Consider the following 17,850-nt stretch of genomic DNA (forward strand, 5'->3'; position numbering starts at 1 on the left):
CGTACTGGATCGTACTTGGGTCTGCGCCCGGTGCGGCGAGAGAGCGTGCACGGCGTCGCAGGCGGACGAGAGTTTGACGACGGGGCCTAGGAACGCCATGACTCGATCGGGTTGCCCAGCCAGCGGGTGTCGTCGGGGACGGATTCCGCCGCCATGACGAGCGACGCGGGTCCCAGCGTGCTGCGCGCCCCGACGGTGCTGCCGGGAAGGACGATTCCGCCCGGGCCCAGGGTGGCGCCCTCACGGAGGACAACAGTATCCGTCCGCAAGATCCGGTCGTGGAAGAGGTGGGTCTGCAGGACACAGCCCCGGTTGACCGTGGTCGCGTCCTCCAGGGTCACCAGATCCGTCTCGGGCAGCCAGTAGCTCTCGATCCACGCGCCCTTGCCGATCCGGGCGCCGAGGCCGCGCAGCCACGCCGTCATCAGCGGCGTACCGGGCACGGATCCGGCCAGCCACGGCACGGCCACCACCTCGACGAAGGTGTCCGCCAGCTCGTTGCGCCACACGAAACCGCTCCACAGCGGGTGCTCGCCCGCCCGGTGCCGGCCCACCAGCAGCCACTTCGCCACGATGGAGATCAGACAGGCGAGCACGCCGACGCCCAGGAACACGGCTCCGGCCAGCAGCGGCGCCCAGACGCCCAGCGCGCTGAGCGCGGCGACCGTCAGGACCGCCAGCGCCGCCGAGCAGAACACCGGCACGATCCTGCACAGCTCCACCAGCGCCCGCGCCCACAGCAGCCGCGCGGGCGGGTCGTAGGTGCGGCTCTGATCGCCGTCCTGTGTCGAACGCGGCAGTTTCATCGGCGGCAGTCCCAGGTAGGAGCTGCCCTTCTTGGCCTTCTTCGGAGTCGCCGACAGCACGCCGACCAGTCCGCCGTCCGGCACGCTGCGGCCCGGCGCGGTCATCCCGGAGTTGCCCAGGAAGGCCCGGCGGCCGATCTCGGCGCGCCCGATCCGCATCCAGCCGCCGCCCAGTTCGTACGGCGCGGTCAGCGTGTCGTCCGCGAGGAAGGCGCCCTCGCCGACCGTGGTCAGGCTGGGCAGGGCGAGGACCGTGGAGACCTCGGCGCCCCGGCCGATCTTCATACCGAGCAACCGCAGCCACACCGGCGTGATCAGCCCGGCGTACAGCGGGAACAGCGTCTCGCGGGAGCGGTCCATCAGCTGGGTGACGGTCCAGGCCTGCCAGCCGATCCGGCTGTGCGTCGGGTACGTGCCCTCGCGCAGGCCCAGGCTGAGCAGGCGCACGCCGACCAGGAGCAGTAGCGCGTACGCGAGCCCGAAGGCGAGCGTGGCCGGGACCAGCGCCAGCGCGGCGCCCCGCAGAGCCGCACCGAGCCCGGCGTCCGCGCTCACGAAGACATGGGCCACCAGAAGGGCGGCGACGCCCGCGAGCACGGGCAGCGCGGTCAGCGCGAAGCCGGTCGCGCCGTACATCGCCCGCCAGTACGTGCCCCGGCGCGGACGCTCCTTGGGCCAGGCGTGCTTCGCCTTGCCGAGCTTGCCCGCGGGCGCTCCCGCCCAGCGCTGCCCGGTGGGAATCTGTCCGGCGACCGCCGAGCCCGGCGCCACCTCGGCCCGCTTGCCGACCCGCGCGCCCGGGAAGAGCATGCTGCGCGTCCCGACCACCGCACCGGCGCCGACCTTGACCGGGCCGATCTCCAGCCGGTCACCGTCCAGCCAGTGCCCCGACAGGTCCACCTCGGACTCGACGGCGGCACCCCGGCCCAGCTTGAGCATGCCGGTGACGGGCGGCAGCGAGTGCAGATCCACGTCCGCGCCGACCTTGGCGCCCAGGGCACGCGCGTACCGCTCCAGCCAGGACCCGGTCAGCGAGGCCGCGCCACTGAACTCGGCGAGCCGCTCCGCGGTCCACAGCCGCAGATGCACGCTTCCGCCGCGCGGGTAGCGCCCGGGCTTCAGGCCGCGCAGCAGCAGCCGCGCCCCGCCCGCCGCGATCGCGAGCCGTCCGGGTGGGCTGAAGAGCAGTGCCGCGCCGGCGGCGACGAGCCACCACGAGGCGCTCGGCGCCCACGGATACGGACCGAACCGGTGCAGTACGTTCCCGAGCGCGGTCAGGGCCACCGTCCAGCGCAGTCCCATCAGCGTGAACAGGGGGATCAGCAGGAGCAGCTGGGTCACCTTGGCCCGCAGCGGCACCGGCGCGATCACCCGCTCGGCGCCGTCGTCCTGCGCGGACTTCTCCAGGTGCCGGGCCAGCTTGCGCAGGACGGGCTGCTGGTAGATGTCGAGCACGGCGGCGCTGGGGTAGCGGGTGCGCAGTTTCGTGGTGAGCTGGGCGGCGGCGAGGCTGCCGCCGCCGATCGCGAAGAAGTCGTCGGAGGCGCCGGCCACCGGGATGCCCAGGACCTCGCTCCACTGCTCGGCGAGCCAGGCCTCGGTGCCGTAGAGCTGTTCCTTCGCACCGCCGGTCTCCAGGCCCTCCAGGGGCCAGGGGAGCGCGCCCCGGTCGACCTTGCCGGAGGTGCGGGTCGGCAGGTCCTCGACCGGGGCGAGCAGGGGGACGAGGGCGGCGGGCAGCTCGGCGCGCAGCTTCTCGACGGCGGCGGCCTGGTCCCAGCCCTCCTGGGTGACGACATAACCGACGAGCAGCTGGTTGCCGCCGCGGGCGGTACGGACGGCGGCCGCGGCCCCCGCCACACCGGGGAGCGCCTGCAGCGCCGCGTCGACCTCGCCGAGCTCGATCCGGCGTCCGCCGAGCTTGATCTGCTCGTCGGCCCGCCCGAGGAAGATCAGCCCGTCCCGCTCGGCCTTGACCAGGTCACCACTGCGGTACGCCCGCTCCCAGCCGAGCGACTTCAACGGCGCGTACTTCTCCGCGTCCTTCTCGGCGTCGAGATAGCGGGCGAGCCCGACCCCGCCGATCACGAGCTGGCCGCTGTCGCCCATCGCCACGGGCTCCCCGGCGTCGTCGACGACGGCGAGTTCCCAGCCGTTCAGCGGCAGCCCGATCCGGATCGGCTCCTCGCCGGTCATCAGGGAGGCACAGGCGACGACGGTCGCCTCGGTGGGCCCGTAGGTGTTCCACACCTCGCGGCCCTCGGTCACCAGCCGCTGCACCAGCTCGGGCGGGCAGGCCTCACCGCCGAAGATCAGCAGCCGTACGTCGTTGAGGGTCTCCGGTTCCCAGAGCGCGGCGAGCGTCGGCACGGTCGAGACGACGCTGATCTCCTGCTCGACCAGCCAGGGCCCCAGGTCGGCGCCACTGCGCACCTGGGAGCGCGGCACGGGCACCAGACAGGCGCCGTACCGCCAGGCCAGCCACATCTCCTCGCAGGAGGCGTCGAAGGCGACGGACAGGCCCGCCATGACCCGGTCGCCGGGTCCGATCGGGTCCTCGGTGAGGAACAGCTCCGCCTCGGCGTCGACGAAGGCCGCGGCACTGCGGTGACTGACGGCCACACCCTTGGGCTTGCCCGTGGACCCGGAGGTGAAGATGATCCACGCGTCGTGCTCGACACCGGGGCGCCCGGCGGGGACCTCGGCCCGGCCGGTGACGGTCAGTTCGTGCCCGGCGCCGATGACGGCCCGTACCTCGGCCTCCCCGAACACCAGCTCGGCCCGCTCGTCCGGGTCCTCGGCGTCCACCGGCACATAGGCCGCGCCGGCCGCCAGTACGGCGAGGACGGCGACGTACAGCTCGTTGGTGCCCGAGGGGACGCGGACGCCGACGTGGTCGCCGAGGCCCACCCCGGCGGCGCTCAGCCGCCGCCGCAGGGCTTCGACCTCGACGGCGAGGGCACGGTAGGTGAGGAGGCGGTGGCCGTCGTCGAGGGCGGGCTCGTCCGGGTACGCCCGGAGGGAGGCGTCGAGGATGTCGACCAGCGTGCGCGGCGAGGCGGCGGCGGAGGCGGAGAAGCGAGCGGGGTCGCCGAACTCCGCGTGCACCTCCTCGTCGAACAGCGCGAGTGCAGGGCCTTGCTCGAGGGCTGCCATCGGGTCCTCACGTGTTGTTCCCGGAGCGTCCGGGGAGCCGGTGGGCCCGCAGGTATGCCTGGGGATATTCCGGTCCAGCTCCAAACAAGCCTGGAATTTTAGTACGACGCTAGTCGCGTACCTGGTCACCAGCGACACGAGGAGCCCGTCCGAGGACACCGGAACCCCTGATTCCGGGGCTGTGACAGTGCTCTGACATGGGGGTATGTCATCCTGACGAGATCTGCCCCACATCTGTCCGTAACACGGCGAACACGACGAGCTAGGGCCGTGCTGGGCGCTGCCGGGGAGCCGTGACCGGCACAACGAACGAGGGCCGTGACCTGGTGGTCGCGGCCCTCACTTCTCTGTGTGTCCGAGGGGGGACTTGAACCCCCACGCCCGATAAAGGGCACTAGCACCTCAAGCTAGCGCGTCTGCCATTCCGCCACCCGGACAAGGTGTCTGTCGCGCGGGGTTCCCCTCGCGGCGACAGGGAAAACATTACCAGGCTTTCGAGGGCCTCCGATCACGCCCCGTCGCCGCGTGAACGGCGTGTGACGGGCCGGGTCCGGCCTTGGGGCGGGGTGGGGGTGGGGGAGAGGATGAGGGGGGGACCACCAGCAGTGACAGTGGGAGGAAACAGCGTGAGCGAGTCGAACACGGCCAGGAGTGTCTCTGGCGAGGACGAGGTCGTGGACCTCTGTCGCGAGCTGATCCAGATCGACACCAGCAACTACGGGGACCACTCCGGGCCGGGTGAGCGCAAGGCCGCGGAGTACGTGGCCGAGAAGCTGGCCGAGGTCGGACTCGAACCGCAGATCTTCGAGTCGCACCGCGGCCGTGCCTCCACGGTGGCCCGCATCGAGGGCGAGGACCGCTCGCGCCCCGCGCTGCTCATCCACGGCCACACCGACGTCGTACCGGCCAACGCGGTGGACTGGACCCACCACCCCTTCTCCGGCGAGATCGCGGACGGCATGGTGTGGGGCCGCGGGGCGGTCGACATGAAGGACATGGACGCCATGACGCTGGCGGTCGTCCGGGACCGGCTGCGCAGCGGGCGCAGGCCGCCGCGGGACATTGTCCTCGCGTTCCTCGCCGATGAGGAGGCCGGTGGTACGTGGGGGGCGCGGCACCTCGTCGACAAGCACCCCGACCTCTTCGAGGGCGTGACCGAGGCGATCGGCGAGGTCGGCGGGTTCTCCTTCACCGTCAACGAGAAGCTGCGGCTGTATCTCGTGGAGACCGCCCAGAAGGGCATGCACTGGATGAAGCTGACCGTGGACGGCACCGCCGGGCACGGTTCGATGATCCACAGGGACAACGCGATCACCGAGCTGTCCGAGGCCGTCGGGCGGCTCGGGCGGCACAGGTTCCCGGTCCGGGTGACGAAGACGCTGCGGCACTTCCTCGACGAGCTCGGTGACGCGCTCGGCACCGAGCTCGACCCGGAGAACATGGACGAGACGCTCGCCAAGCTCGGCGGTATCGCCAAGCTCATCGGCGCCTCTCTGCAGAACACCGCCAATCCGACCCAGCTCGGCGCCGGCTACAAGGTCAATGTGATTCCGGGGCAGGCGACCGCGCACGTCGACGGGCGTTATCTGCCGGGGTACGAGGAGGAGTTCCTGGCCGATCTCGATCGCGTCCTCGGGCCGAAGGTCAGGCGTGAGGACGTGCACGCGGACAAGGCGCTGGAGACGACCTTCGACGGGGCGCTGGTCGACGCCATGCAGACCGCGCTGTCCGCCGAGGACCCGATCGCGCGCGCCGTGCCCTACATGCTCTCGGCCGGCACCGACGCCAAGTCCTTCGCCGACCTCGGCATCCGCTGTTTCGGCTTCGCCCCGCTGAAGCTGCCGCCGGAGCTGGACTTCGCGGGCATGTTCCACGGGGTCGACGAGCGGGTGCCGGTGGATGCGCTGAAGTTCGGCGTACGGGTGCTCGACCGATTCATCGAGGCGTCGTGAAGTTCGAGGTCGTGAGGTCCGAGTTCGTGAGGTGTTGACGCCCGCATTCGCCCGTGCGTACGGAGATCACCCGGGACGGGTGAATGCGACCATAAGCTCGTAGCTCTAGTACTCCCTCCTCGTTACAGGTGATGCGATCCGCTGCTTGGGATCGCATTTGCCTACAAGGAGGAATAATGATCAAGAAGGTCGTCGCCGCTGCGGCTGCTACTGGTGGTCTGGTTCTCGCGGGTGCGGGCCTGGCCGTCGCCGACTCGGGTGCCCAGGGTGCCGCTCTGCACTCCCCGGGTGTCGTCTCCGGCAACGTCATCCAGGTGCCCGTTCACATCCCGGTGAACGTCTGCGGCAACACGGTCTCCGTGATCGGGCTGCTGAACCCCGCCTTCGGCAACACCTGCATCAACAAGTGACGTTGTGCCTCACCCCATGAGGGTCTGAGCCCGTCGGCCTCGGAGCGCTCGCCATGCGCTCCGGGGCCGACCGGCTTTCGGCGCACGCACTGGACGGATGCGTGCGCGTTCCGGATGGTCCAAGCCAAGGGCTAAGGCAGGGAATTCAGCTATGCGACAGGTCACCCGCAAGGGCCTGATGACCGTGGCGGCCGCGACCGGCGTACTCGCCGCGACCGGCGGCTACGCACACGCCGACTCGGGTGCGAGCGGCTCCAGTTCGGACTCACCCGGCGTGCTGTCGGGCAACACGGTGCAGGCGCCGGTGCATGTGCCGGTCAACGTCTGCGGCAACACCGTGAACGTCGTCGGGGTGCTCAACCCGGCGATCGGCAACACATGCGTCAACCATGGCGGCGGGGCGCCCTCCGGCGGTCACGGAGGGGGCTACGGCGGTCACGGAGGCGGTGGCTACGGGGGCGGTCACCAGGGTGGCGGCTACGGCGGTCACGAGGGTGGCGGCCACGGGGGCGGTGGCTACGGTGGTCACGAGGGCGGTGGCTACGGTGGTGGCTACGGTGGTGGCGGTCACGGAGGCGGTGGTATGCATTCCGGGGGTGGCTCCCACGCCGGTGGGCACGCCGGTCACTCGCCGGGCGTCGGCTCCGGCAACCACATCCAGGCGCCGATCGACGCCCCGGTCAACGTCTGCGGCAACAGCGTGAACGTGGTCGGGGTCGGCAACGGCGCGCTGGGCAACGACTGCGTGAACGGTGGCGTCGGGCACGGCGGACACATCAACAACCCGCCCGTCGGCGGCCACCCGGGCCACCCCGGTCAGCCGGGTCACCCCGGTCAGCCTGGGCACCCGGGTCAGCCTGGTCACCCCGGCCACCCGGGTCAGCCCGGGAATCCGGGACAGCCGGGCAATCCTGGGCACCCGGGTCAGCCTGGGCACCCGGGTCAGCCTGGTAACCCGGGTCAGCCGGGGAATCCGGGACAGCCGGGCAATCCTGGGCACCCGGGTCAGCCGGGTAACCCGGGTCAGCCGGGTAACCCGGGTCAGCCGGGTAACCCGGGTCAGCCGGGTAACCCCGGTCAGCCGGGTAACCCGGGGCAGCCTGGCAATCCGGGTCAGCCTGGTAACCCCGGTCAGCCGGGGAACCCGGGTCAGCCCGGGAATCCTGGAAACCCGGGTACGCCGGGGCACCCCGGTCACCCGGGGACGCCGCCCGCCTCGTACCCGAACCACCCGGGGACGGACAACGTCTCCCCGCCGCACAGCCCCGCGCAGCTCGCGCACACCGGCAGTGATCTGCCGCTCGGTGCGGTGATCCCGGCGGGCGCGGGCGCGCTCCTCGCGGGTGCCCTGCTCTACCGCCGGGCCCGCGCGGGAGCGTAGACCGGCACGGCGAGAGACAGGGACGAACCGGGGCAGGCGTCATCGCTTCGCCACGGACGTCTCCTGTGACGAAGCGAACGGATCGGGCCCCGCACTGCCGGGGCCCGTTCCGTTTCAGCCGCTTTCGCTCACCACGTGGCGCGCACCTGGCGGATGATCCGCCGGCGCAACCGCACCTTGCGGCTGCCGTCGGGGTGCAGGCTGAGGCGGTCCAACTCCCAGTGTCCGTACTCGGCATGGTCCGTCAGCAGGCGTGTCGTCTCCTTGCGGGAGACCCCGCGCGGCACGTACACGTCGACAAATTCGTATTCCGGCATCGCATCTATTGTGCGGGCAGAGGCCGTGTACGGATAGCGTCTGCACTATGTCTGATGCTGTGCAGCCCACCGCTGCCGAGGTACGCGCCGCCGCCGAGGCTGTCAAGACCGCACTCGACCGCCACCTGGCCGCGGTCGAGCGCCGGTCGGGCGATGACGACCCGGCCGTCTACGAGGCGTTCAACGAGCTGGCCGCCGCGGCCGAGGAGTACGACGAGCTGCTCTACGACCGCTACGACGAGGTCACGCCCTTCGAAATCCCCGGCAGCGACGACACGCTGCCGCCCTACACGGGCCCCGAGGAACCGAACGCGCTGAGCGTGCTGATCCGCCGGGACTACGCGGTGGTGGAGCCGCAGCGACTGCTGGCACAGGCCCAGCGGGTGGAGGCCGTGGAGGAGGACGGGGCCACCGCGGCCGCGGGCTTCGACGCGGCGGCCGGCACGGTGCACGGGGCGCTCGGCGTCCTGTTCGGCGAGTTCGAACCGGACGAGATCGCCTCCCGGCACAAGGAGTTCGGCCTTGAGGAGGGCGACTCCACACTCTGGGTCACGGCCGCGGACGAGCCGGCCGACCCCGGGGAGTGGCTGGAGACCCCCTTCGAAGGGATCGACCCGCAGCGCGTGGTCTGCCGCTTCGACGTCAGCGCGGTCTTCGACGACGAGTCGGACGAGGACGAGCTGGAGGACGACCTCGGTCCGGACTCCGAGCTGGACGAGGACGGGGATCTGGAGCCGTTGGACGCCGATCGCTGAGCACCGCTGCACAGGATCGCTGAGCACCCCGTCACAGGAAGGTGGCGGTCACCGTGAGCCCGGTGGCCGCCACTTTCCGTGCGGGGCTCAGCCCGCCGCCGGGACCTGTGGCTTGAGCAGGATCGGAAGACGGGTGGTGCGCGGCTTCTGCGGGACCTCGGCCACGGCCCGCTGCAGGGCCTGCTCCACCCCGTGCACCACGGAGAGGTGGCGCTCGGCCCGGCCGAAGGCCGTGTAGACCCAGGGGCGGGTCAGGGCCGCCGCGGCGTCGCCGGGGAGCACCACGACCGCGGCGGGCCAGCGCAGACCGACCGCCTGGTGCGCCGTGACCGCCCAGCCGTGCCGTACGGACTGCTCCACCCGCTCCTTCGGTACGACCACGGGGAGACCCGCGCACTCCAGGTGCAGCCCCTCGGCGTCGGCCTTCACCACGTGACCCGGCACCGTACGACCCGGCACGGGGGAGTACGCGACACGGTCGCCGGGGTCGAAGCCGCCGAAGCGGCCGGGGCCCGGGTTCAGCCGCTCCTTGAGCGCGGTGTTCAGCGCGCGCGTGCCGACCGCGCCGCCGTGCCCCGGAACGATCACCTGGGTCTGCTCGGCCGGGATGCCGAGCGCGCGCGGCACCGAGTCGGCGACCAGCTGCACCGTGCGGTGCACCGCCTCGCCGGCGTCGCGAACCGGGACGATCGCGACCTCCTTGCCGGGCGCCTCGACCTGGTTGAGCTCGCCGATGCCGACCCCGGAGACCAGTTCGCCGATGGGACCGGGGTCCGGCGTCCGCGAGGCCACCTGCGGGCACACCCGGGCGGCGAGCAGGTCCGCGAAGACCCGCCCCGGACCCGCCGACCACAGCACCCCGGGGTCCCCGCTCAGCACCAGGCGCGCGCCGTCCGGCAGCGACTCGATGAGCATCGCCGCCGTCTCGACGTCCAGCTGCGGTGCGTCCAGGACGACGAGGAGGTCGAGATCGAAGGCGCCGTCCGGGTCCCGGCCCGGGCCCTCGGCGCCGGAGAGGAGGCCCGCGACGGTGGCGACACCGGTGCCCGGCCCGGCCACGGGGTCGCCCGCGGGGTCGTCCGGCAGGTCGTGCGGGGCCGTCCGGGCCGTGCAGCGGTCTCGGCCGCTGGTGGTGTGCGTGACGGCCCAGCCGCGCAGTCCGAGGCCCCGCGCGGCATCCAGCAGCGCAGCCGCCTCCGCCTGGGAGGCGTCCCCGCCGGTGTGCAGGACCAGACCGTGGCCGGCGACCGCGCGGATCAGCTCCGCGGCGGAGCGGGTGGCCGACGTGGCGGCCCGCTCCCACCCGTCGGCGGAACCGTCCGCCTTCGGCACCGAGTTCATCACCCGGGCCAGTCCGTCGGCGAGGCTCTCCTCGGCCAGCGCATACCGCTCCAGGCCGACGAGGACGCGGACCGGGCGCTCCGCGGGCTCCTCGGTGTCCTCCTCCGGCACCGGGGGCGCGGTGTCGAGGGCGTCCTGGAAGACCAGCGCGTCGCCCTCCGCGAGTGTGCTCTGCACGGCCGCGTCGGGGTCCGGCACCGCGCGCTGGGCGAGTGCGGCGGTGAGCGCCGGGGCGTCGAGGGCGGTGTGTCCGGCGAGGGCCGCCTGTTCGAGGAGCCATACGGTGACCGCCCGGCCGCGCCGCTCGTCGTCCGGGCCGCACTCCGCGCCGAGCAGTGCCCGGGCGAACCCGTCGGCCTGCTCCGGCCGCACCCCGGCGACCCGCAGCAACTGCCAGGGGTCCTCGCGCAGCTGCTCGCCCGCGCCCTCGCCGAGGGCCGCGAGGACCTGCGGTGCGAGCGCGTCGGGTGCGCCGCCCCCGGTCAGCACGGCGCGCACGGCCGCGACGGCTTCCGGCGCGGCCGCGCCGGAGGTCTGCAGCGGTGCGGTCACGATCTGCGGCGGTGCGGCCACGGTCTGCGGGCGCCGCACGGGCTCCGGGGCGGCCGCCCGCCGCGGCGCCGGCTCGGGCTCGCGGAAGGCGGTGGCCACGGGCTTCTCGCCGCTCTCCACCGCCCGCACCGCGGCGAGCAGATCGGCGGCCTTCCCGCTGAGCTTGGCCCCGGCCGTGATCGGCCCCTGCTTCTCCGCCTTCCGCCGCTCGATCCGCTCCCGCTCCAGGCGCTGGGCCGCCAACTCGGCCTCGGCCTCGGACAGCTTGGCGGCGTCCGCCGCGCCCTCGACGGCACCGTCCGCGGCGGGGTTCGTGCCGGTGTCCGACGCCGAGCCCTCGTCCACCGAGTCGTCGTCCGCCAGGTCCTCGCCCCCGGAGGGTGCGGTGCCCGTGGCCCGCGGGCCGTCGGCAGGGCTCGCGACCGGCGTCCCCGGCTCCGCTTCCTCCGTGGTCTCGGGCTCCGTGCTCACAGCGTGCTCCAGTCGTGATCGGGATAGTGGTGCACCGGCGCCGACACATCGTCGAGCGCCCGGCAGATCTCGTCAGGAAGACTAAGGGTCTCCACTGACAACGCGGCCGTGAGCTGCTGCGCGTTGCGCGCGCCGACGATCGGGGCGGCGACGCCGGGCCGGTCGCGGACCCAGGCGAGGGCGACCTGCAGCGGTGTCACCGCGAGTCCGTCCGCCGCGGTCGTCACCGCGTCCACGATGCCGCTCGCCGCCTCGTCGAGATAGGGCGCGACGAACGGCGCGAGGTGCTCCGAGCCGCCCCGGGAGTCGGACGGCGTGCTGCCGCCCCGGTACTTCCCGGTGAGGACGCCGCGCCCGAGCGGGGAGGAGGGCAGCAGACCGACGCCCAGGTCGAGGGCGGCGGGCAGCACCTCCCGCTCGATGCCGCGCTGGAGCAGCGAGTACTCCATCTGCGTACTGGCGATCCGGGTCCGTGTCCCGGGCGCGGCGAGCTGCCAGGTCGCCGCCTTGGCGAGCTGCCAGCCGCAGAAGTTGGACACCCCCGCGTACCGCGCGCGCCCGCTGCTGACCGCGAGGTCCAGGGCCTGGAGGGTCTCGTCCAACGGAGTGTCCGGATCGAAGGCGTGGATGTGCCACAGGTCCACATAGTCCGTGCCGAGCCGCTGGAGCGAGGCGTCGAGCGCCGCCAGGAGGTGCCCGCGCGAGCCGTCGAACCGTCGGTCCGGGTCGGGCACACTGCCCGCCTTGGTGGAGATGACCAGGTCGCGGCGCGGCACGAGCCCTTCTATGAGCTGTCCGAGCAGATACTCCGACTCCCCGTCCCCGTACACGTCCGCGGTGTCGACGAGGTTCCCGCCCGCCTCCCAGAAGACCTTCAACAGGTCCGCGGCATCATGTTCGTCGGTACCCCGCCCCCAGGTGAGGGTGCCGAGTCCGATCCGGGACACACGCAGGCCGGTACGGCCGAGATGCCTCTGCTCCATGGACGCCGAGATTACTGGCCATAACTCGCGCCGTGGGGACTCTGTGGGCAACCTGGATGATCAGACCCGGAACCGGTGCCTGCCGCCGCGCCCACCAGCGCGCTAGGGTCTCCGGCACAAGGGACGTTACTGATCGGTAAGGGGATCGGCCATGCAGCTTGGGATCAACCTCGGCTACTGGGGCGGCGGAATGGACGCGGACAATCTCGCCGTCGCCCAGGAGGCCGACCGACTGGGATACGCGGTGTGCTGGGCCGCCGAGGCCTACGGCTCGGACGCGGCAACGGTGCTCACCTGGGTCGCCGCCAAGACCGAGCGCATCGACGTCGGCTCGGCGATCTTCCAGATCCCGGCCCGGCAGCCCGCGATGACCGCGATGACCGCCGCGACGCTCGACTCGCTCTCCGGCGGCCGCTTCCGCCTCGGCCTCGGCGTCTCCGGGCCGCAGGTCTCCGAGGGCTGGTACGGCGTCAAGTTCGACAAGCCGCTCGCCCGCACCCGCGAGTACGTCGAGATCGTACGGAAGGCGATGACGCGGGAGCGTCTGTCGTACGAGGGCGAGCACTGGACGCTGCCGCTGCCGGGCGGTCCGGGCAAGCCGCTCAAGCTGACCGTGCACCCGCAGCGCGAGCACATCCCGCTGTACATCGCCGCGATCGGCCCCAAGAACCTGGAGCAGACGGGTGAGATCGCCGACGGCGCCCTGCTGATCTTCCCCTCGGCCGAACACATCGAGGACACCGCGCTCCGGTACCTGCGCGCGGGCCGCGAGAAGGCCGGCCTGACCATGGAGGGCTTCGACGTCTGTCCGACGCTGCCGCTCGCCGTCGGCGCCGACAAGGACGTGCCGGCGCTCGCCGACACGTTCCGCCCCTACACCGCGCTGTACGTCGGCGGCATGGGCAGCCGCAAGCAGAACTTCTACAACCAGCTCGCCCAGCGCATGGGGTACGAGAAGGAGGCCGCCGAGATCCAGGACAAGTACCTGTCCGGCGACAAGGAGGGCGCGGCCGCCGCCGTTCCGCACGCGCTGATCGACCAGACCACCCTGCTCGGCTCCGTGGAGCGCGTAGCCGACCGGATGAAGGCGTACGCGTCGGCCGGGGTGACCACGCTCACGGTGTCGCCCGCGGGCTTCACGCTGGAGGAACGGATCGCTTCGCTCCGCGCGGGTTCGGACGCGCTGGAGCGGGCCGGTCTGGCGTAACGGGCAGGAGATTTTCTGCGGCCGTGGTGGGGGCTCGGGGGGTCTTCCCCGCCACGGCCGTCACCGGGAACAACGCGTGGGTGCCCGCTCGGTTACGCGCCCGGGCCTCCCCCGTCATCCGTCGTTCGGCGGATTTGTCCGACACATCGGTTGCCGCGCTCCTGGCATCCCATTTGACTCGTTTTCTGCGGAGGCCTGCAGAGAGGGTGCGAGTGATGCTTTCGGCCAAGAGCCTGTTTCAGGAGATCCTCGACAACGACGAGTCGTTCCGGCTCTTCTGCTCCATCGCCGCCAGCGGGGAGTCGCAAGGGGGATGGGAGAACGGGCGCATCGCCGCGCTCGTACCGGAGAGTGCGCGCGAACTCGCGCCGAAGATCACCCGGCACGGCGCCGACGAGGACAAACACGGGCGGATCTTCAACGCTCTCATAAAGAAGCGCGGTCTCGAACCGATCGCGGTCCCGGCCGACACCGACTACACGATGCTCCTGGAACGGCACGGCATCGGCCTCGCCCACGACAAGCTCAAATGCGAGCAGCCGCTGACCGTGCCGGACGTCGTCACCTATCTCGCCCACAGCAGGGTCACCGAGCAGCGCGCCTCCGAGCAGATGGAGCTGCTGCGCAAGCACTTCGCCGACCATTCCGACATCGGCCGCGCGGTGCGGATGATCTCCAACGACGAGGACAACCACCTCGCCTACTGCCACGAGGAACTGCTGCGCCTCGCGTCCGCCGGACACGGCCGGGCCATCCAGCGGACGCTGCGCGTATGCGCCCTCGCCGAGATCCGCGTCTACCGTGACGTCAGCCTCGCGGTGATGGCCCACATGGGGCGCATCCTCGGCTGGCCGAGGACCAGGACGGCGATGCTCACCGCGGGTATCCACGCCGTCTACGTCTACGAGCGTGCCGCCGGCTGGCGCCGGATGGTCTCGCTGAAGATGCCCGAGCGCCGCGACGCGCTGGGCGGCCCCGCGACAACGGCACCCGAGTTCGCCTGATCCGCACCCCGGGCACGAGCACTGCCGTGGCGCCGCTGTGCGCCGAGAGCGCCCGTCCCGTGCCGGACGCGCGAGCGCGGACCGCGCGCACGCTGGACGGGAAGTGCGCTCCCCGCCTCGTCAAGGTGTGTGGTGCTTCGCGCGCGGCGCGTACGTCGGCACGCGCACGGCCACAGCCGGCTCCGTCTACAGCCAGCCGCGCTGCTTGAAGAGGCGGTACAGCGCGATCTCCAGCGCCACCATCGCCAGGATCACCGCCGGATACGACCACAACCAGTGCAGCTCGGGCATGTGGTCGAAGTTCATGCCGTAGATCCCGGCGATCATGGTGGGGACCGCCGCCATGGCCGCCCACGCGGAGATCTTCCTCATGTCGTCGTTCTGCCGCACGCTCATCTGCGCGAGATGCGCCGCGAGGATGTCCGACACCAGCCGGTCCAGGCCCTCCACCGACTCGTTCACGCGGGCCAGATGGTCGTTGACGTCGCGGAAGAACGGCTGGGCCTTGTCGCTCACGAACGGCACCCCCGTGCCGGCGGTCCCCGAACCCGAGAGCCGGTTCAGGGGAACGGCCAGCGGGCCCGTCGCCCGCCGGAACTCCAGGATCTGCCGCTTGAAGGTGTAGATCCTGGACGCGGTGTGCCGCGAGCCCCCGAAGCTCGGCGAGAAGACCTCGGCCTCCAGTTCCTCCAGGTCCGTCTGCAGTTCGGTCGCCACCTCCAGGTAGTGGTCGACCGTGGCGTCGGCGATCGAGTAGAGCACCCCCGTCGGCCCGTGCCGGAGCATCTCCGGGTCCGCCTCCAGACGCCGCCGTACGGCTGTGAGCGGCGACGCCTCGCCGTGCCGGACGGTCACCACGAAGGAGTCCCCGACGAAGACCATGACCTCGCCGGTGGTGACGGCATCGCTCTCCGGCTCGTAGAAGACCGGCTTGAGGACCATGAACAACGAGTCGTCGAACACCTCCAGCTTGGGCCGCTGATGCGCCTTGAGGGCGTCCTCGACCGCCAGCGGATGCAGCCCGAACTCCTCGGTGACGAGGTCGAACTCCGACTCCGTCGGCTCGTACAGCCCGATCCACAGGAACGCGTCGCCCACGGCGCGCGCCGCGGCCAGGGCGTCGGAGAGGTCCTCGGGAGCCTCCGCCCGGTGCCCGTCGCGGTAGACGGCGGAGTCGACGATCACGGAGCGTATTCTTCCGCCACCCGGCCGGTGCCGCACTCCGGCCACCGTTGTCCACAGGCCCGTCCGGGTTCCCGAGCCGCCCGTTTACGCTGGGCCGCATGCCCACCTTGATTCTCGTTCGCCACGGACGTTCGACCGCCAACACCGCTGGGCTGCTCGCCGGCTGGACGCCCGGCGTGGCCCTCGACGAGCGCGGCGCCCAGCAGGCCGCGGCGCTGCCCGGGCGGCTCGCGGCGCTGCCCATCTCCGAGGTCGTCAGCAGCCCCCTGCAGCGCTGCCAGGAGACCGTGCAGCCGTTGCTCGACGCACGCCCCGAACTGCGCGCGCACACCGACGAGCGGATCGGGGAGGCGCACTACGGCGACTGGTCCGGCCGCAAGCTCGCCGAGCTGGCGGGCGAACCGCTGATGGAGGTCGTTCAGGCACATCCTTCAGCGGCCGCGTTCCCCGGCGGGGAATCGATGCGGGCCATGCAGACGCGGGCCGCGGAGGCGGTGCGCGAGTGGAACGCGCGCGTGGAGCGCGATCACGGCGGCGACGCCGTGTACGTCATGTGTTCGCACGGAGACATCATCAAGTCCCTCGTCGCGGACGCACTCGGACTTCATCTCGATCTCTTCCAGCGGATCTCTGTAGAACCGTGTTCCATCACCGCGATCCGCTACACACGACTGCGTCCCTTCCTCGTCCGCCTCGGGGACACCGGCGACCTCACCTCCCTGGCGCCGCGCGAGGAGGCCCCGAGTGGAGACGCCCCGGTCGGTGGCGGTGCGGGCGCACCGTGATCGTCGGCCGCAGTAGGGTGAGGCGGTCGAAGCAGCGCAGTAGTTGTCAGCAAGTTCTCAGCAGCCGATGCGGGCCGACGCAGTCAGCCGGTCCACATGCCGATTCCAATGGAGACAGGACGTGTCCCGTCAGGTGTTCCTCTACGACCCCCCGGACCGCTTCGTGGCCGGTACGGTCGGGTTGCCCGGGCGCCGTACCTTCTTCCTGCAGGCCTCCTCGGGCCCCCGGGTGACCAGCGTGGCCCTGGAGAAGACCCAGGTCGCCGCGCTGGCCGAGCGTATGGACGAGCTCCTCGACGAGGTCGTCCGGCGCACCGGCGGCAGCGCCCCCGTCCCGGCCGTGGCCCCCACCGAGGTGTCCGACACCGCCCCCCTCGACACCCCCGTGGAGGAGGAGTTCCGGGTCGGCACCATGGCGCTGGCCTGGGACGGTGACGAGCAGCGCATGATCGTCGAGGCGCAGGCGCTGGTGGAGCTCGACGCCGACTCCGACGAGGACCTCGCCGAGGCCGAGGAGAGGCTGCTCCAGGACGAGGAGAACGGTCCGCCGATGCTCCGCGTCCGGCTCACCGGCGCGCAGGCCAGGGCCTTCGCCAAGCGCGCTCTCGACGTCGTCAACGCGGGCCGGCCGCCCTGCCCGCTGTGCAGCCTCCCGCTCGACCCGGAAGGACACGTATGTCCGCGCCAGAACGGATACCGCCGCGGAGCGTGACCACGGCCGAGTTGCTCGCCCTGGGCGAGCTGAAGGTACGCGGACGGATCCGTGAGGCCTCGAACGCGGTGCTGTACTGCTCCGTGTCGTACGAGGGCCGGGACGCGCACTGCGTCTACAAACCGGTCGCCGGGGAGCGGCCCCTGTGGGACTTCCCCGACGGCACGCTGGCGCAGCGCGAGGTCGCCGCGTACGAGGTGTCCGAGGCGACCGGCTGGGGGCTCGTGCCGACCACCGTGCTGCGCGACGGGCCGTACGGCGAGGGCATGTGCCAGCTGTGGATCGAGGCCACGCCCGAGGACGGCGGGGACGGCCTGCTCGCCCTGGTGGAGGACGAGGAGCCGGCGGAGGGCTGGAAGGCCATCGGCTTCGCGGAGGTCGGCGAGGGGGAGACCGCGCTGCTCGTGCACGCCGACGACGTGCGGCTGCGACGCCTCGCCGTCCTGGACGCCGTGATCAACAACGCCGACCGCAAGGGCGGGCATCTGCTGCCCGCGGGTGAGGGACGGCTGTACGGCATCGACCACGGGGTCACCTTCAACGCCGAGAACAAGCTGCGCACGCTGCTGTGGGGCTGGGCGGGGGAGTCGCTGACCCCGGAGGCGGTCGGGGTCCTCACCGCCCTGCGGGACGGCCTGGCACCGGGCGGCCCGCTCGCCACCCGGCTGGCCGAACTCATCACACCTGCCGAAGTCGATGCCACGCGCGCGCGTGTCGTGACGATGCTCACGTCCGGCAAGCACCCGGAGCCCAGCGGGGAGTGGCCGGCGATCCCGTGGCCGCCGGTGTGACACATGGCTCGGCCTCGTGCAAGGGTGTGTTCCAGGTCATCG

Annotated in this window: 14 protein-coding genes and 1 tRNA gene; 9 read left to right on the forward strand and 6 right to left on the reverse strand. The window is 71.9% G+C overall.

Features of this window, described 5'->3' with window-relative positions:
• Nucleotides 1-86: 86 nt before the first annotated feature.
• Both RV986_RS40895 and RV986_RS40900 read right to left on the reverse strand, forming a co-directional pair.
• On the reverse strand, nt 87-3,962 hold the full coding sequence (locus tag RV986_RS40895; protein ID WP_475922224.1) for a Pls/PosA family non-ribosomal peptide synthetase: 3,876 nt from the start codon (nt 3,960-3,962) through the stop codon (nt 87-89).
• A gap of 352 nt (nt 3,963-4,314) precedes the next feature.
• Nucleotides 4,315-4,399, reverse strand: a tRNA-Leu gene (locus RV986_RS40900).
• Nucleotides 4,400-4,588: 189 nt separating this feature from the next.
• On the opposite strand from RV986_RS40900, the gene RV986_RS40905 reads away from it, so the two are divergent.
• From RV986_RS40905 to RV986_RS40915, 3 genes are all read left to right on the forward strand, one after another.
• Complete coding sequence (locus tag RV986_RS40905) at nt 4,589-5,914, forward strand: M20/M25/M40 family metallo-hydrolase (RefSeq protein WP_475922225.1); 1,326 nt, start codon at nt 4,589-4,591, stop codon at nt 5,912-5,914.
• A 176-nt stretch (nt 5,915-6,090) separates the two neighbouring features.
• On the forward strand, nt 6,091-6,324 hold the full coding sequence (gene chpH / locus RV986_RS40910; RefSeq protein ID WP_475922226.1) for a chaplin ChpH: 234 nt from the start codon (nt 6,091-6,093) through the stop codon (nt 6,322-6,324).
• A gap of 151 nt (nt 6,325-6,475) precedes the next feature.
• The gene (locus RV986_RS40915) at nt 6,476-7,705 is read left to right on the forward strand and encodes a chaplin family protein (protein WP_475922227.1); all 1,230 of its coding nucleotides are present in this window, start codon (nt 6,476-6,478) and stop codon (nt 7,703-7,705) included.
• Nucleotides 7,706-7,833: 128 nt separating this feature from the next.
• Here RV986_RS40915 and RV986_RS40920 read toward each other — a convergent pair whose 3' ends face one another.
• On the reverse strand, nt 7,834-8,022 hold the full coding sequence (locus tag RV986_RS40920; RefSeq protein ID WP_054231126.1) for a DUF5703 family protein: 189 nt from the start codon (nt 8,020-8,022) through the stop codon (nt 7,834-7,836).
• A gap of 47 nt (nt 8,023-8,069) precedes the next feature.
• Here RV986_RS40920 and RV986_RS40925 point away from each other — a divergent pair, with 47 nt between their 5' ends.
• Nucleotides 8,070-8,777: a hypothetical protein gene (locus tag RV986_RS40925; protein ID WP_475922228.1), complete on the forward strand. Its 708-nt coding sequence runs from the start codon at nt 8,070-8,072 to the stop codon at nt 8,775-8,777.
• 87 nt (nt 8,778-8,864) lie between these two features.
• Here RV986_RS40925 and RV986_RS40930 read toward each other — a convergent pair whose 3' ends face one another.
• Together RV986_RS40930 and RV986_RS40935 are read right to left on the reverse strand one after the other, a co-directional pair.
• Complete coding sequence (locus RV986_RS40930; RefSeq protein WP_475922229.1) at nt 8,865-11,141, reverse strand: helix-hairpin-helix domain-containing protein; 2,277 nt, start codon at nt 11,139-11,141, stop codon at nt 8,865-8,867.
• Nucleotides 11,138-12,124 carry an aldo/keto reductase gene (locus RV986_RS40935; RefSeq protein WP_475922230.1) on the reverse strand — a complete coding sequence of 329 codons (987 nt, stop codon included), beginning with the start codon at nt 12,122-12,124 and terminating at the stop codon, nt 11,138-11,140. Before RV986_RS40935 ends, RV986_RS40930 begins: the two co-directional genes overlap by 4 nt.
• Nucleotides 12,125-12,275: 151 nt before the next feature.
• Here RV986_RS40935 and RV986_RS40940 point away from each other — a divergent pair, with 151 nt between their 5' ends.
• On the forward strand, nt 12,276-13,331 hold the full coding sequence (locus RV986_RS40940; RefSeq protein WP_475922231.1) for an LLM class F420-dependent oxidoreductase: 1,056 nt from the start codon (nt 12,276-12,278) through the stop codon (nt 13,329-13,331).
• A gap of 215 nt (nt 13,332-13,546) precedes the next feature.
• Complete coding sequence (locus RV986_RS40945) at nt 13,547-14,335, forward strand: ferritin-like domain-containing protein (protein ID WP_475922232.1); 789 nt, start codon at nt 13,547-13,549, stop codon at nt 14,333-14,335.
• Nucleotides 14,336-14,521: 186 nt separating this feature from the next.
• Here RV986_RS40945 and corA read toward each other — a convergent pair whose 3' ends face one another.
• A complete protein-coding gene (gene corA, locus RV986_RS40950; RefSeq protein WP_475922233.1) occupies nt 14,522-15,520 on the reverse strand; it encodes a magnesium/cobalt transporter CorA in 999 nt (332 codons plus the stop codon).
• A gap of 98 nt (nt 15,521-15,618) precedes the next feature.
• Between corA and RV986_RS40955 the strand changes: the two genes are divergently transcribed.
• The 3 genes from RV986_RS40955 to RV986_RS40965 all read left to right on the forward strand — a co-directional run bounded on the left by RV986_RS40955 (nt 15,619) and on the right by RV986_RS40965 (nt 17,808).
• Nucleotides 15,619-16,305 (forward strand): histidine phosphatase family protein, encoded by a 687-nt coding sequence (locus tag RV986_RS40955; RefSeq protein WP_475922234.1) that lies wholly within the window; start codon nt 15,619-15,621, stop codon nt 16,303-16,305.
• A gap of 121 nt (nt 16,306-16,426) precedes the next feature.
• The gene (locus RV986_RS40960) at nt 16,427-17,017 is read left to right on the forward strand and encodes a DUF3090 domain-containing protein (protein ID WP_475922235.1); all 591 of its coding nucleotides are present in this window, start codon (nt 16,427-16,429) and stop codon (nt 17,015-17,017) included.
• Nucleotides 16,981-17,808, forward strand: a complete 828-nt coding sequence (locus tag RV986_RS40965; RefSeq protein WP_475922236.1) for an SCO1664 family protein — start codon at nt 16,981-16,983, stop codon at nt 17,806-17,808. The genes RV986_RS40960 and RV986_RS40965 overlap by 37 nt, the downstream gene beginning before the upstream one ends.
• The last annotated feature ends 42 nt before the right edge of the window (nt 17,809-17,850 follow it).

It is taken from the genome of Streptomyces sp. RLA012, assembly GCF_056270325.1.

Excerpts from the sequence above, each read along its gene's own strand:
- RV986_RS40895 (WP_475922224.1), bottom strand. The coding sequence starts at position 3,962 with ATGGCAGCCCTCGAGCAAGGCCCTGCACTCGCGCTGTTCGACGAGGAG.
- chpH (WP_475922226.1), top strand. The coding sequence starts at position 6,091 with ATGATCAAGAAGGTCGTCGCCGCTGCGGCTGCTACTGGTGGTCTGGTT.
- RV986_RS40915 (WP_475922227.1), top strand. The coding sequence starts at position 6,476 with ATGCGACAGGTCACCCGCAAGGGCCTGATGACCGTGGCGGCCGCGACC.
- RV986_RS40920 (WP_054231126.1), bottom strand. The coding sequence starts at position 8,022 with ATGCCGGAATACGAATTTGTCGACGTGTACGTGCCGCGCGGGGTCTCC.
- RV986_RS40925 (WP_475922228.1), top strand. The coding sequence starts at position 8,070 with ATGTCTGATGCTGTGCAGCCCACCGCTGCCGAGGTACGCGCCGCCGCC.
- RV986_RS40935 (WP_475922230.1), bottom strand. The coding sequence starts at position 12,124 with ATGGAGCAGAGGCATCTCGGCCGTACCGGCCTGCGTGTGTCCCGGATC.
- RV986_RS40940 (WP_475922231.1), top strand. The coding sequence starts at position 12,276 with ATGCAGCTTGGGATCAACCTCGGCTACTGGGGCGGCGGAATGGACGCG.
- RV986_RS40945 (WP_475922232.1), top strand. The coding sequence starts at position 13,547 with ATGCTTTCGGCCAAGAGCCTGTTTCAGGAGATCCTCGACAACGACGAG.
- RV986_RS40955 (WP_475922234.1), top strand. The coding sequence starts at position 15,619 with ATGCCCACCTTGATTCTCGTTCGCCACGGACGTTCGACCGCCAACACC.
- RV986_RS40965 (WP_475922236.1), top strand. The coding sequence starts at position 16,981 with ATGTCCGCGCCAGAACGGATACCGCCGCGGAGCGTGACCACGGCCGAG.